Raw genomic sequence first — 13,325 nt, forward strand, 5'->3', positions numbered from 1 at the left:
TCAGAAAAACAGTGCCAGAAGGCAGAGGACGAGGAGGGCGCAGAGCAGTGCGACAAGATAAGGAATGACCGCCCTGAAAAGGGCTCCCACGGGAACACCTGTCGTGCCGCTGACCACGAAGACGAGCATGCCGACCGGCGGTGTCAGGCCTCCCAGCATCAGGTTGACCACGGCGATCACCCCGAACAGGACGGGGTCGATGCCTGCGCCCACGGCAACCGGCAGCAGGATCGGGCCGAGAAGAAGGATCGCGGCGCCAGTATCGAGGACGAGGCCGGCGGCGAGCAGGACGAGATTGCAGAGCAGGAGAACCTGCCATGGTGCCTCCGCAAGCGACCCCGCGAGATCGAGGACGGTCCCGGCCACGCCATCCACCGCGAGCAGGAAAGCAAAAGGCGCGGCGGCGCCGATGAGGAGCCCGATTGCGGCCGCCTCGACGCCAGCTTGCCGGAAGATTGAGGCGAGGCCTCCGCAAGTTGGCCGGGTTGCAAGAGCAAGCAGCAGCGCATAACCGGCTGCGACCGCTGCGGCCTCGGTCGGGGTGACGATGCCGAAGCGGATGCCGCCGAGGACCACGACCACCAGTCCCAATGCCGGCACGGCAGCCAACAGGGCGCGGGATCGCTCCGCGCCGGTTGCCCGGGCGCTTCGGTTGCTGTCGCCGTTCGCGAGACGGATCGCTACCGCCAGGCAGGCCGCCATGAGAAGCCCGGCATAGGCGCCGCCTATCAACAAGCGTCCGGCCGAAATATCCGTCGCGGCTGCCAGCAAGAGAAAGGCAATCGAAGGCGGGATGACATTGTCGAGCACAGAGGTGGCCGCGATAATCGCCGCGGAGCGTTCCGGGGGGTAGCCGTGACTGACGAGATGCGGGTGGAAGGTGGATGCGCCGAATGCGGCGTTCGCGACCGAAGAGCCGGATGCTCCCGAGAAGAAGACGCTGGTCAGAAGCGCAGTCTGCGCCAGACCGGCCCTCCTATGGCCGACGAGGGTTTGCGCCAGCCGCACCAGGCGCTCTCCGGCTCCCGAGAGGGTGAGCATACCGCCGCAAAGCAGGAAGAAGGGAATGGCGAGCAGGAGGAAGCGCGACATGCCGGATGCTGCGGTGGAGACGATGGCCGGCTCCGACAAGCCGCTTCCAGAGGGGATCGCGAACATGACCCCGGCCAGCAGGCAATGGGCGAGCGGGGCGCCAAGCAGGAGCGTCGCACCCGCGGCAAGTGCGGCAACGGCGCTTGGCAGCATGCTTGAGCCAAGGTCCGCCTGCGGCAGGAGAAGCGCAAGTGCTGCACCCGCAGCCACTGATAAAAGGCCGAGGAAGCCCCTGCCCTCGCCGATACGGACCAGCAGCAGCATTGCAAGAAGGAGCGCTCCGCCTGCAGCGAGGCACCAGAAGCGCACATGTTCAGGGAGGCCGAGAGCGGGCGAGACGGAACGGAGCGCCGCTGCAGCCTCGGCACCGCCCGTGAGGAGGAGACAGCCTGCCGCCGCACTCGTCCCGTCAGCGCAAAGGCCCGCAATCCGGCGCCCCTCGTGCGGCAGCAGCCGGGTCAGGATGTCAAGCCTCAGCGAAAATGGCCCCTGCAGGCTGAGCGGCAGGCCAAGACAGATGAGCGCCAGGAAGAGCCAGAGCGCGGCCTCCTCGGTGCCTGCAAAGCCGGTGCTGGCGCCATAGCGGAGGCCGACGGTTACCAGGACAAGCAGGAGAAGCAGTGCGAGGAGCAGACCCGCCCCTGCCGACAGCACCTGCTCGACGCGCAGCGCCATCCGGGTGGCATGGATGGAGGCACGCGACCGAGGGACGGGATGAGGCCCCGACGACACCGATACTTCCTGCCTGCTCTCGCTGCAGCCGGAGACCATTTCAATCATCCGCCGATTTCGACCGCAAGGTCTTCGACGGTCGGCGCCTTATCGATAAGCCCACTCTCCGCCAGGAACGCGCCGAAACGCTCATAACGGCTTCTGTCCAGCGCAGCCGGACGTTTGGCAAAGCGCGGAAGGGTGTCGCGGAAAGCCTGGCGGTTGAGTTCGTCGTCGAGATCGGGATATGCCGCGATGAACAGCGACCATGCTTCATCCGGATGATTGGTCAGGAAGATGCTGGCCTCTTCCACCGCCTGGAGGAACCGCCGCAGGCGACCATCGTCCGAGAGATCCTTGTGGGCGATGAAGATCAACTCGTCATAGACGGGCACGCCATGCTCCTCGGGAAAGAACGAGCGCGCCTCGCCTCCAGCGAGCCGGATCTGGGTTAGTTCGAAGTTGCGGAATCCACCGACCGTTGCGTCGACCTGCCCCCCGAGCAGCGACGAGGTCAGCGCGAAGTTGACGTTGACGAGTTCCACCTCGTCGAGAGCCACGCCTTCGGCGGCGAGCATGCGCTTCAGCATGGCATCCTCGAAGCCCGAGACAGAAAAGCCGATCTTCCTGCCCTTGAGGTCCGCAAGCGTCTTGACGGGACCATCCGCGAGCACCGTCACCGTGTTCAGCGGCGTCTCCACCAGCGTGCCGAAGCGGACGAGCGGCAGACCGGCCGCGTGGTCCAGATAGAGGTTCGGCTGATAATGGACACCGACATCCGCCTGTCTTGCCGCAACCAGTCGCGGCACGGAGGACGGATCGGCAGGCGGGATCAGTTCCACATCAAGGCCTGCCGCTTCGAACAATCCCTTCTGCTGCGCGACAATCATGGGAGCGTGGTCCGGGTTGACGAACCACTCCAGCATGACCGTCAGGCGATCGGCGGCGTGGGACGGTACCGGCCAGGCAAGCATGGCAGCGACGGCCCAGGAAAGAAGATGTATTCTCATGAATGTTTCTCCGGCTAACTATCTTGGATCGGTGTGGTGGACTTCCGGCGCCCATGGGATGATGCGGGCTGTCGCGACATCGACCGCAAGCCGCAGCACGAGGGTGAGCACGGCAAGAAGGACCATGGCGGCGAAGACGATGTCGGTCTGCATGCGGGCATTCGCCTGCACCATGACAAAGCCAAGCCCGGCCGACGCCCCGACCCATTCGCCGACCACGGCGCCGATCGGCGCAAGGGGCGCGGCAACGCGAAGGCCCGAGATCAGGCCCGGCAGAGCCAGGGGCGCGCGGATGTAGCGAAGGGTCTGCCAATGGGTCGCCCGGGTCAGCGCAACGGCATCGAGGATCGCAGGTTCGGTCCGGCGCAGGCCATCAGCAAAGGCGGAGGCGACCGGGAAGAAGATGATGATCGTCGCCATGACGGCCTTGGAGGCGATCCCGAACCCGAACCACAACACGAGGATCGGCGCCAGCACGAAGACCGGCAGCCCCTGCAGCACCAGGACGGCCGGCCAGATCAGCCGGCCGGCACGGGGGAAGGCGGCGGCGGCAAGCGCCGCGAGCGCACCCAGAACGGCGCCACAGGCGAGCCCGATGGCGATCTCGGCGATGGTGACCAGGCTGTTGCGAAGCAGGAAACCGCCCTGGCGGGCGAAGGCGGCAAGGACGTCCGCCGGCGGCGGCAGGATATAGGCCGGGGGATGGAAGAGCCATATGCCGGCCTGCCAGAGCACCAGCAGCCCGACGAGTCCCATCCCCATGTGACGGGGTGGCATGGCTCGACCTAACGCATCGATGAGGCGGCTGGCGGGCGTCCTGTCCGAGGGCTAGGTCTTGAAGAGTATGGCATGGTTCGATCTCCCGACGTCAATCACGGAGATCCAGGCAGAGCGGAGAAGAGAATTGGCGCCGAAAGGCCGTTTCCGTTCCTACGCCGGTATGACCCGGATCAGGTTCAAGGGTCCGGCTCACCGCCATCTCAGCACCGTTACGATGCCCCCCTCGGAATACCGCCATGTTTCATGAACCACGCGGACATGTCAATCCGGGTCCAAAGCCGACGCTCAGGCGTGCCGACTTCATTACCCTCCATGCCAAAGAGATCGGCAGACCCGCCCTCGACGGTCGGGCCCGCCTTCGCGGACAGCCTTACGCTGTTCCCCAGATCGTCTGCGCGGTCTTCACGACGAGCTCGAGCTTGCGCCGCTGGTCTTCCTCGGTGATCGCATTGCCGTGCTCGGTCGATGCGAAGCCGCACTGCGGTGCAATTCCCAGCTGATCCATGTCCACGTACTGGGAGGCCGCCTCGAACTGCTTGCGCAGCCAGTCGATCGATTCCAGTTCCGCCGTCTTCGTGGTGATGAAACCAGCCATGATTCGCTTCTTGCCCTTCGGCAGGAGCTTCAGCGGCTCCAGTCCGCCGGCACGGTCGGTATCGTATTCCATGAAATAGATATCGACGCTGGTCTTGTTGAAGATGGCGTCGGCGGCTGCGTCGTAGCCGCCGGTGGCAGCGTAGGTTGAGCGGAAATTGCCGCGGCACATGTGCATGCCGATGACCATGTCGGACGGACGATCCTTAATCGCCTCTTCCAGCATCCAGGCATAGCGGTCGATCAACCAGTCGGGATCCTGCCCCATGGCCTTGCGCTGCTCGCGCTGCTTCGGGTCGCCGAGATAGGCGAAGAAGATATCGTCGAGCTGCAGGTAGCGGCAGCCGGCCGCGTAATAGGCGGCAACGGCCTGACGATAGGTCTCGGCGATATCCGCAAAGAGCACGTCTGGATCCTTGTACTCGGCAGGACGGACGTCGGCCGGGTCGGTGCGGAAATGCACGCAGGACGGACCGGGAATGGAAATCTTCGGGCAGACACTGGTGTGGTCTTTCACGAAGGTGAAGTGTTCGAGCATTGGGTGGTCCTTCGGGAAGCCGAGCTTGCCGTTGATCACCGGATGCACCGGCGGGATCTGCGTGCCGTGGAACTGCACGCCCTCTCCGCGGGTCTCCATGTCCATGCCGTCAAGCATGCCCATGAAATCGAAATGCCAGAAGGCGCGACGCGCTTCGCCGTCGGTGACAACCTTCAGGCCGACCTCTTCCTGCATCTTGATGAGTTTCGGGATCTCCGCGTCTTCGATGGCGCGCAGGGTCGCCGCATCGGCGCGGGCGGCGCGTGCCTCGGCAATCGGGCGCGGGCGAAGAAGACTGCCGACATGGTCGGCGCGGAAAGGTGGTGTCGGCATGCTGATCCTCCAGTTGATGTCGCGCATTCCGGACGGGATCAGAAGGCTCGATCCTCGTCCTCCGTGGCGACCGCCTTGCCGATACCACAGGATGAGCCGGAACCGGAGAGGAAATCGTTGATCTGTCCGACTGTTCCGTTTGCGCAGTGGCGATGTCGCGGAAGAACATCTCGGGACGGCTCCTCCTCTGCTAGCCTGCAGGTGTTCGGCGCCGCACCAGTTGTTGCATCGAATGGAGAATGACCGGCCCAAAGTCGATACGGAGCGACTTGTTGCGGTGGGCGATCGGGCGACGGCGCCAACAGGCGACCGATGCGCAGCTAAGCCATCCAACGGTCCCGCAAAGGGATGAAGAACATGGATGCGCGCGACGACATGCTTCGCCGGCTCAAGGCGCGAGCCGACGGATTCAGCCTTGAACAGCCCTTCTACATCGATCCCGATTTCCATCGGGTCGATCTCGAGGAGATCTGGTACAAGGACTGGCTGTTCATCGGACATGATTGCGAAATTCCCCGCGCCGGCAACTACTTCACCGTCCAGGTCGGCGACTATCCCGTCGTGATCGTCAGGGGCAAGGACGGCGTCATCCGTGCATTCCACAACACCTGTCGCCATCGCGGCCATCGCGTCTGCACGCAGGAACGCGGCGCATCTGCCCGGCTCGTCTGCCCCTATCACCAGTGGACCTACGATCTCGACGGCTCGCTGGTGTTCGCGCGGCAGATGGGCGAGGACTTCGACAAGGCACAGTTCGGGATGAAGCCTGTCTCCTGCGAGAGCGTCGCCGGCTATATCTTCGTCTGCCTCGCCGCAACGCCCACCGATTTTGCACCGGTACGCGCTTCGATCGAGCCCTACATGAAGCCGCACCGGCTGTGGGAGGCCAAGGTCGCCCATCGCAACACGATCATCGAAAAGGGCAACTGGAAGCTCGTCTGGGAAAACAACCGGGAATGCTACCACTGCGCCAGCAACCATCCGGAACTCTGCCGCACCTATCCGGAGGCACCGAGCGCCACCGGCGTCCAGGGCGCAAAAGACGATCCGGTCATTGCAGAGCATTGGGCACGCTGCGAGGCGGCCGGGCTGCCCAGCGAATTCCGGATCGACGCTTCGGGCCAGTTCCGCACCGCCCGCATGCCGCTGATCCAGGATGCCGAAAGCTACACGATGACGGGCAGGAGAGCCGTCCGTCGGCCCTTGTCGGACGAAGTGACGACCTCGCATATCGGGACCATGCTGCTCTTCCACTATCCGACGACCTGGAACCACATCCTCGTCGATCACGCGATCTCCTTCCGCGTCCTGCCGCTATCGGCGGAGGAGACGGCGGTCACGACGACATGGCTCGTGCACAGGGATGCAGTCGAGGGAGTGGACTACGATCTCAATGAACTGACGCATGTCTGGAACATGACGAACGACCAGGACCGGCGGATCGTCGAGGAGAATGCCTTCGGCATCCGCTCGCCCGCCTACGAGCCCGGTCCCTATTCGCCCGAGCACGAGGGCGGGGTGATGCAGTTCGTAGAATGGTACACGACCTTCATGACAAATCGCCTGCAGGGTGGGGCGGCGCCGCTTTCGGCGGTGGCATGAGATGAACATGGTGCAGCCGACCTATCGCCACATCGACGAGATGCGCCCCTGGTCGGACCGGGAACATCGGCTGGAGTGCGTCGCCGTGACGCCGGAAGCTCCTGACGTGATGACCTTCACCTTCCGGCCCGACCGGCCGGGCGTCTGGTTCCGCTACCTGCCCGGCCAATTCCTGACCCTGGAGATCCCGGCCAGACCGGAGCCGCTGATGCGGACCTATACGCTGTCCTCCAGTCCCTCTCGGCCGTATACGGTCTCAGTCACCGTGAAGGCACAGAAGGGATCGCTCGGCACGCGGTGGATGTTCGACAATCTGCGGCCGGGCATGGCGCTGAAGGCCTTCGGGCCGCAGGGCGACTTCTCCTATGCGCGCCATCCAGGCGACAGATATCTCTTCCTCTCCGCCGGGTCCGGCATTACGCCGATGATGTCGATGACGCGTGACCTCGGCGACCGGTCGCCCGACAGCGACATCACCTTCCTCCATTGCGCCCGCTCGCCCGACGACATCATCTTTCGCTGGGAACTGGAGGCACGGGCTCGCGACATGCCGCAATTCACGCTCGGCCTGATCGTCGAGCAGTTGTCGCGCGGACAGCTGTGGTCGGGACTGAAGGGGCGTATCGACAAGGCAAAGATCGCGCTGCTGGCGCCCGATTTCCTCGACCGCACCGTCTTCTGCTGCGGGCCTGAGCCATTCATGGCGACAGTTCGCGAGTCGCTTTCGGGTGCCGGCTTCGACATGGGCCACTACCATGAGGAGACGTTTCACCCGGTTGCGCCGCCACCGCCGATTGCCACCGCCGACCCCCATCGCGGTGTGGAACCGAGCAGGATCCTCTTCTCGGCCTCCGGGAAGGAGGGGGCCTGCGAGCCGGGCCACACGATCCTTCAGGCGGCCCGTGCTGCGGGCGTGCGTATCGCCGCAGCGTGCGAATCCGGCCTCTGCGGCACCTGCAAGGTCCGCAAGCTAGCTGGCGAGGTCGAGATGAATCACAATGGCGGCATCCTCGACGACGAGATCGATGATGGCTTCATCCTCGCCTGCTGCTCCCGCCCTATGGGTGACGTGGAGATCGAGGCCTAGCCTACGTCTTTTTACGGCAGGGCGTTCCGTCGCCGATCCCCGCGAGGGACGGACGGCACGCCAGTGTCACCCAAGACCGAACGAAAAAGGTTGACGTCGAAGCGTGCAGCTTCAAAGTCGCCCCTATGGGCTGCACATTCGTTCGATCGGCGCGCGGCATGACATAGACAGGGACTTCCTGATGACTGAATTCACCACCCGCCCCGAAATCCTCGGCACCTTCGGCGTCTTCACCTCGACCCACTGGATTGCCTCCGCGGTCGGCATGAGCATCCTCGAGAAGGGCGGCAATGCATTCGACGCGGCCGTGGCCGCCGGTTTCGTGCTGCAGGTCGTCGAGCCGCACCTGTGCGGACCCGGCGGAGACATGCCGGCCGTCATCTATTCGAAGAAGCGCGACAGGATCGAGGTCATATGCGCCCAGGGGCCCGCGCCGAGAAGGGCCACGATCGAGCACTACACCGCAGAAGGGCTGCGGCTGATCCCTGGCGACGGACTGCTCGCGACGGTCATCCCGGGCGCGTTTGACGGCTGGATGCTGATGCTTCGCGACTATGGCACCATGTCAGTCCGCGAGGTGCTGGAACCTGCCATCTACTATGCCGAGCAGGGGCATCCCGTACTGGCGCGCGTCTCCGCGACGATCAAGGGGATGGCAACATTCTTCGAGAACGAGTGGCCGACATCCTACCAGACCTGGCTGCCGGGCGGCTCGGTTCCCGAGCCTCTCTCCAACTTCCGGAACCCGGTGCTCGCCGAGACCTGGAAGCGCATCATTGCCGAAGCGGAATCCAAGTCCGGTCGCGAGGAGCAGGTCCAGGCCGCGCGCGACGCCTTCTATCGCGGCTTCGTTGCGGAGGCGATCGACCACTACCTGGAGACCGCAGAGGTGATGGACGCCAGCGGGCAACGTCACAAAGGTGTCCTGACGGCGGAGGACATGGCAGGCTGGGAAGCAACCATCGAGAAGCCGCAGACCTACGACTACCACGACTGGACGATCGCCAAGACCGCCGCGTGGGGACAGGGCCCGGTGCTGCTGCAGTCGCTGGCACTGTTGAAGGGTTTCGACATCGCGTCCATGGATCCGGCCGGACCCGATTTCGTGCACACCCTGGTGGAAGCGATGAAGCTCGCCTTCGCCGACCGGGAAGTCTACTACGGCGACGTCAACTTCTCCCAAGTGCCGATCGACCATCTGCTGTCGGACACCTACAACAGCGAGCGCCGCAAGCTGATCGGGGCGCAGGCGTCGCACGAACTGCGTCCGGGGCGCGTTCCCGGCTACGAAAACCAGTACGACCTCACGCTTGCCATGCTCGACGAGATGAGCGGCAAGGGCGCCGTCTACGAGCCGACCATGGCACACCTGTCGGAGAAGCGGGGCGACACCGTCCACATCGACGTCATCGACCGGTGGGGCAACATGGTCTCGACGACGCCATCCGGTGGCTGGCTGCAGTCGTCACCGATCGTCCCCGGCCTCGGTTTCGCCCTGAATTCCCGTGCGCAGATGTTCTGGCTGAAACCCGGCCTGCCGACATCGCTTGCGCCCGGCAAGCGGCCGCGCACGACCCTTACGCCGTCGCTCGCCCTTCACCAAGGTCGGCCCACCCTTGCTTTCGGGACTCCCGGCGGCGACCAGCAGGATCAGTGGCAGCTGCCCTTCTTTCTCCGGTATGTCCATCACGGAAAGAACCTGCAGGCGGCGATCGACACGCCTCTTTTCCACACCTCGCACTTTCCGGGCTCCTTCTATCCGCGCACAAGTTCCCCGGGCGAGATCATGGTCGAACGCAATATCGGCGCGGATGTCCTCGACGAGCTGCGGCGCCGAGGTCACAAGGTCACCGTGGCCGACCCGTGGACGGTGGGACGCCTGACGGCTGCAAGGCGTGACGAGGACGGGCTTCTTCGCGCAGCGGCGACACCACGGCTGATGCAGGCCTATGCCGTAGGACGATAGTCGACGCGGACGACTTCAACGGCACAACCACGGCGACGCAGTTGCCTGAGGCCTCAAGGGCCGGTCCTGCGCATCCTCGGAGCGCTACCGATCAACTGCCGGGTGTAGGGATCCTGCGGGCTGCCGAACAGGGCCTCGACGGGCCCCTGTTCCACCACCCGTCCCGAGCGCATGACGGCGACCCGGTCGGCTATCGCCTCCACCACCGCGAGGTCGTGGCTGATGAACAGGTAGGACAGGCCGAACTTCTGCTTCAACTCCTGCAGGAGCAGCAGGACCTGCGCCTGCACAGAGACATCGAGGGCGCTGACCGGCTCGTCCAGGATGAGGATCTGCGCCTCGGCCGCGAGCGACCGTGCAATGGCGATACGCTGCGCCTGTCCGCCCGAGAACTCGTGAGGATAGCGGCTCAGGGTGTCGGCCGGCATCTGGACCGCATCCATGAGGTCCGCCATCCGCGCCCGCCGCTTGTCTGCGCCGTAGCCGCTCAGCAGTTTCAACGGCGTCTCCAGGATCTCGCCGATCGTCTTGCGCGGGTTGAGCGAGGCGACCGGGTCCTGGAAGACGTACTGGACAACCTTACCGAAGGCGCGCGCACCCTGTCGACGCAATTTACCCGCGTCTTGACCCGCAATCATCATGTCGCCCGCGGTCGGCTGTTCGAGCCCAACCAGCATACGGGCGAGCGTGCTCTTGCCCGAGCCGCTTTCGCCCACAACCGCAAGCGTCTCTCCGCTCCGCAGCGCGAGCGAGACGTGATCCACCGCCGTTACCATGTGGCGCCTGCCGCCGAACAGCGAACGACCGCCTCCGAAGGTCTTGATCAGGTGGCGAACCTCGAGCGCCTTCTCCGTCATGCGCGGTTCTCCGGCCGGAAGAGTACCGATACGCGTTCCAGGAAGGTCTTCCCCTGCCCGATCTCCGGAACACAGGCGATCAGCCGCTTCGTGTAATCGTGCTGGGGATTGGCTAGCACTGCGCGTGTTTCGCCCATCTCCACCACCGCACCGTCCTTCATCACGGCGACGCGGTCGCAGATCTCCGCCACCACGCCGAAGTCATGGGTGATGAACAGAAGCGCCATGCCCCTTTCCTTCTGCAGGTCCCTTAGCAGATCGAGGATCTGCGCCTGGACCGTGACATCCAGCGCCGTGGTCGGCTCGTCGGCAATGATGACATCCGGATCATTCGCGAGCGCCATGGCAATGCCGACCCGCTGGCGCTGCCCGCCGGAAAGCTGATGGGGGAAATGCCTTGCCCGCTCGCCGGCCTCCGGAATGCCTACCCGCTCGAGAAGCGCAATGCTGCGCTCCTGAAGGGAACGGCGGTCCAGCCTCTGATGGGCGGCGATTGCCTCCTCCACCTGCCGGCCGATGGGATGCATCGGATGCAGCGTCGTCAGCGGATCCTGGAAGATATAGGCAACCCGGCTTCCCCTGCAGGCAATCAGCTTCGTCTCCGGCATGGCGAGAACGTCCTCACCATGGAGATAGATTGCGCCGTTGCGAATGATGCCGGGCGGGGAATTCACGAGCCCCATGACAGACAGGGCCGTCACGCTCTTCCCCGACCCGCTCTCGCCGATCAATCCCAGGCACTCGCCCGGCCGAAGGTGGAGCGAGACGTCCTTCACGGCGGCCGAATAGTGCCCGTTGCGGGTGAAGCCTGTTTCCAACCCCTGGACATCCAGCACGGCATCCGGCTTGCCGGACGGTGGCCTTGCGCGAGCGGGATCGACTGCCGTGCGCGGTCCGGGGCGAAGAAGCGCACCCGATCGCAGACGTGGGTCAAGCACGTCGCGGATGCCGTCACCTAGGACGTTCAAGCTGATGACGATCAGGAAGATCATCACCCCCGGCACGACGGAGACATGCGGCGCCGTGAAGAGCTGCGCCCTGCCTTCGCCGAGCATTGAGCCCAGGTCCGCCTGGGGCGGTTGCGCGCCGAGGCCGAGGAAGCTGAGGCCTGCCGTTTCCAGGATCATCCATCCTGCAGTCGTCGACATGGTGATGACGATCACCGGCAGGACATTGGGGAGGATCTCGGTCGAAAGAATGGAGACATGGCCCTTGCCGGACAGACGTGCTGCATCGACAAACTCCGCATGGGACAGTGCCAGGGTCACGCCCCGGACGTTGCGGGCGAAGAAGGGGATGTTGACGACTGCGATCGCGTAGAGCGCGTTCATCAGCCCCGGCCCCAGCACCGCAACGATTGCAAGCGCCAAAAGGATGTAGGGAAAGGCCATCAGCATGTCGATGCCGCGCATCATCAGGTTGTCGGTGCGGCCGCCCGCATAGCCGGAGACGAGGCCGATTGCCGAACCGATCACCGCCGCGACCAGCGTCGCCGAAAAGCCGACGGTCATGGAAACGCGACTGCCCCAGATGAGGCGGCTGAGGATGTCGCGCCCCAACTCGTCCGTGCCCAGAAGGTGGCCCTCGAAGAGAAAGGGTCGCAGCCGCTCCGCCGGTGCCGTCGCATTCGGATCGGGCAGCGGCAGGACCGGCGCCAGGAGCGCGACCAGCACGAGCAGTGCCAGGAGGAACAGCCCGATGGCCGCAAGTCGGTTATGGAGGAGCAGGCTCCAGGAGGAAATGCGCTGCGACCCCGCCTTCGGCGCCGGCACCACCATCAGACTGTCGGTCATGAGCGGATCCTTGGGTCAAGCATGGTTTGCAGAATGTCCGCCGCGAGGTTGAAGAGGACATAGCTCGCTGCGACGACGAGGACCCCGCCCTGGACCAGGAGTATGTCGCGGGTAGAGATCGCATTCACGAGCATGGCGCCGATACCGGGCCACTGGAACACGGTTTCGATGTAGACGGCGCCGCCGAGCACGAAGCCGGCCTGGATCCCGATGACGGGGATGACGCTGACGAGCGCGGCACGAAAGGCGTGGCGGTAGATGACCTGCCGTTCCGGCAGCCCCTTGGCGCGGGCGGTGCGCACGAAATCCTGGCGGAGCACCTCCAGCATCGCAGCGCGCGTCAGCCTGGCGATGACGCCGGCGGCGACAACGGCAAGGGTTGCTGCGGGCAGGATCAGGTGGAGCAGAAGGTCCTTCAGGTCACCGCCTCCATAGATCGCATACATGCCGCTCGCCGGCAGTAACCGCCACTTTACAGCGAATAGCAGAATGAGGATCAGGCCGAGCCAGAAGGACGGCATGGATATGCCGGCAAGCACCAGGAAGGTGATCACCCTGTCGGCCCAGCCGAACTGGCGAACGGCCGAGACGACACCTGCGAGAAGGCCGATTACCGAGCAGAGGATGAGCGACACGCCGGCAAGGACAAGCGTCGCCTGGAAACGTTCCAGCACCTCGTCAAGGACAGGACGATTGAGGGCAAAGGAGCGACCGAAGTCGCCCTGGAGGACATTGCCGATCCAGATGAAGTACTGCTGCACCAACGGCTTATCGAGCCCAAGATCACGATTGATGCGCTCTACATTCTCCGGGGTGGCATAGGCGCCCAGTATGGCAGTCGCCGGATCGCCGGGGATCATCGACATCACCAGGAAGACGATGACGGAGAGGCCGAACAGAACGGGAAAGACCGAAAGCAGCCGCTTTGCGACATAGGTAGGCATGAGCAGCCTCCGAAAAGG

At 64.5% G+C, this 13,325-nt stretch carries 10 protein-coding genes and 1 riboswitch; of the genes, 3 read left to right on the plus strand and 7 right to left on the minus strand.

Annotated elements, in window-relative coordinates; genetic code table 11:
* The 4 genes from FN060_RS16885 to FN060_RS16900 form a co-directional block, all read right to left on the minus strand.
* A complete protein-coding gene (locus tag FN060_RS16885) occupies nt 1-1,767 on the minus strand; it encodes a TRAP transporter large permease subunit (RefSeq protein ID WP_142589564.1) in 1,767 nt (588 codons plus the stop codon).
* 101 nt (nt 1,768-1,868) lie between these two features.
* Complete coding sequence (locus FN060_RS16890; RefSeq protein ID WP_142589096.1) at nt 1,869-2,813, minus strand: ABC transporter substrate-binding protein; 945 nt, start codon at nt 2,811-2,813, stop codon at nt 1,869-1,871.
* 18 nt (nt 2,814-2,831) lie between these two features.
* A complete protein-coding gene (locus FN060_RS16895; protein WP_142589097.1) occupies nt 2,832-3,590 on the minus strand; it encodes an ABC transporter permease in 759 nt (252 codons plus the stop codon).
* Nucleotides 3,591-3,723: 133 nt separating this feature from the next.
* Nucleotides 3,724-3,827, minus strand: a riboswitch (TPP riboswitch).
* A 136-nt stretch (nt 3,828-3,963) separates the two neighbouring features.
* Entirely contained in the window at nt 3,964-5,058 is a 1,095-nt protein-coding gene (locus tag FN060_RS16900; protein WP_142589098.1) for a 5-methyltetrahydropteroyltriglutamate--homocysteine S-methyltransferase, read from the minus strand.
* A 357-nt stretch (nt 5,059-5,415) separates the two neighbouring features.
* On the opposite strand from FN060_RS16900, the gene FN060_RS16905 reads away from it, so the two are divergent.
* The 3 genes from FN060_RS16905 (at nt 5,416) to FN060_RS16915 (ending at nt 9,713) form a co-directional block, all read left to right on the plus strand.
* Complete coding sequence (locus tag FN060_RS16905) at nt 5,416-6,660, plus strand: aromatic ring-hydroxylating oxygenase subunit alpha (RefSeq protein ID WP_142589100.1); 1,245 nt, start codon at nt 5,416-5,418, stop codon at nt 6,658-6,660.
* Nucleotide 6,661: 1 nt separating this feature from the next.
* Nucleotides 6,662-7,747, plus strand: a complete 1,086-nt coding sequence (locus FN060_RS16910) for an FAD-binding oxidoreductase (protein WP_142589101.1) — start codon at nt 6,662-6,664, stop codon at nt 7,745-7,747.
* 181 nt (nt 7,748-7,928) lie between these two features.
* On the plus strand, nt 7,929-9,713 hold the full coding sequence (locus tag FN060_RS16915) for a gamma-glutamyltransferase family protein (RefSeq protein ID WP_142589102.1): 1,785 nt from the start codon (nt 7,929-7,931) through the stop codon (nt 9,711-9,713).
* A 53-nt stretch (nt 9,714-9,766) separates the two neighbouring features.
* On the opposite strand, the gene FN060_RS16920 is transcribed toward FN060_RS16915, so the two are convergent.
* From FN060_RS16920 to FN060_RS16930, 3 genes are read right to left on the minus strand one after another with little or no spacing between them, the layout of a single operon-like run.
* A complete protein-coding gene (locus tag FN060_RS16920) occupies nt 9,767-10,570 on the minus strand; it encodes an ATP-binding cassette domain-containing protein (RefSeq protein WP_142589103.1) in 804 nt (267 codons plus the stop codon).
* Nucleotides 10,567-12,363, minus strand: coding sequence for a dipeptide/oligopeptide/nickel ABC transporter permease/ATP-binding protein (locus FN060_RS16925; RefSeq protein ID WP_244665839.1), 1,797 nt, complete (start codon nt 12,361-12,363; stop codon nt 10,567-10,569). Before FN060_RS16925 ends, FN060_RS16920 begins: the two co-directional genes overlap by 4 nt.
* On the minus strand, nt 12,360-13,307 hold the full coding sequence (locus FN060_RS16930) for an ABC transporter permease (protein ID WP_142589104.1): 948 nt from the start codon (nt 13,305-13,307) through the stop codon (nt 12,360-12,362). Before FN060_RS16930 ends, FN060_RS16925 begins: the two co-directional genes overlap by 4 nt.
* Nucleotides 13,308-13,325 lie beyond the last annotated feature (18 nt).

Source organism: Pseudorhizobium halotolerans (assembly GCF_902153235.2).
Taxonomy (GTDB): Bacteria; Pseudomonadota; Alphaproteobacteria; order Rhizobiales; family Rhizobiaceae; genus Neorhizobium; species Neorhizobium flavum.

Coding starts and splice junctions, on each gene's coding strand:
- FN060_RS16885 (WP_142589564.1), bottom strand. CDS start 1,767: ATGGCGCTGCGCGTCGAGCAGGTGCTGTCGGCAGGGGCGGGTCTGCTC.
- FN060_RS16890 (WP_142589096.1), bottom strand. CDS start 2,813: ATGAGAATACATCTTCTTTCCTGGGCCGTCGCTGCCATGCTTGCCTGG.
- FN060_RS16895 (WP_142589097.1), bottom strand. CDS start 3,590: ATGCCACCCCGTCACATGGGGATGGGACTCGTCGGGCTGCTGGTGCTC.
- FN060_RS16900 (WP_142589098.1), bottom strand. CDS start 5,058: ATGCCGACACCACCTTTCCGCGCCGACCATGTCGGCAGTCTTCTTCGC.
- FN060_RS16905 (WP_142589100.1), top strand. CDS start 5,416: ATGGATGCGCGCGACGACATGCTTCGCCGGCTCAAGGCGCGAGCCGAC.
- FN060_RS16910 (WP_142589101.1), top strand. CDS start 6,662: ATGAACATGGTGCAGCCGACCTATCGCCACATCGACGAGATGCGCCCC.
- FN060_RS16915 (WP_142589102.1), top strand. CDS start 7,929: ATGACTGAATTCACCACCCGCCCCGAAATCCTCGGCACCTTCGGCGTC.
- FN060_RS16920 (WP_142589103.1), bottom strand. CDS start 10,570: ATGACGGAGAAGGCGCTCGAGGTTCGCCACCTGATCAAGACCTTCGGA.
- FN060_RS16925 (WP_244665839.1), bottom strand. CDS start 12,363: ATGACCGACAGTCTGATGGTGGTGCCGGCGCCGAAGGCGGGGTCGCAG.
- FN060_RS16930 (WP_142589104.1), bottom strand. CDS start 13,307: ATGCCTACCTATGTCGCAAAGCGGCTGCTTTCGGTCTTTCCCGTTCTG.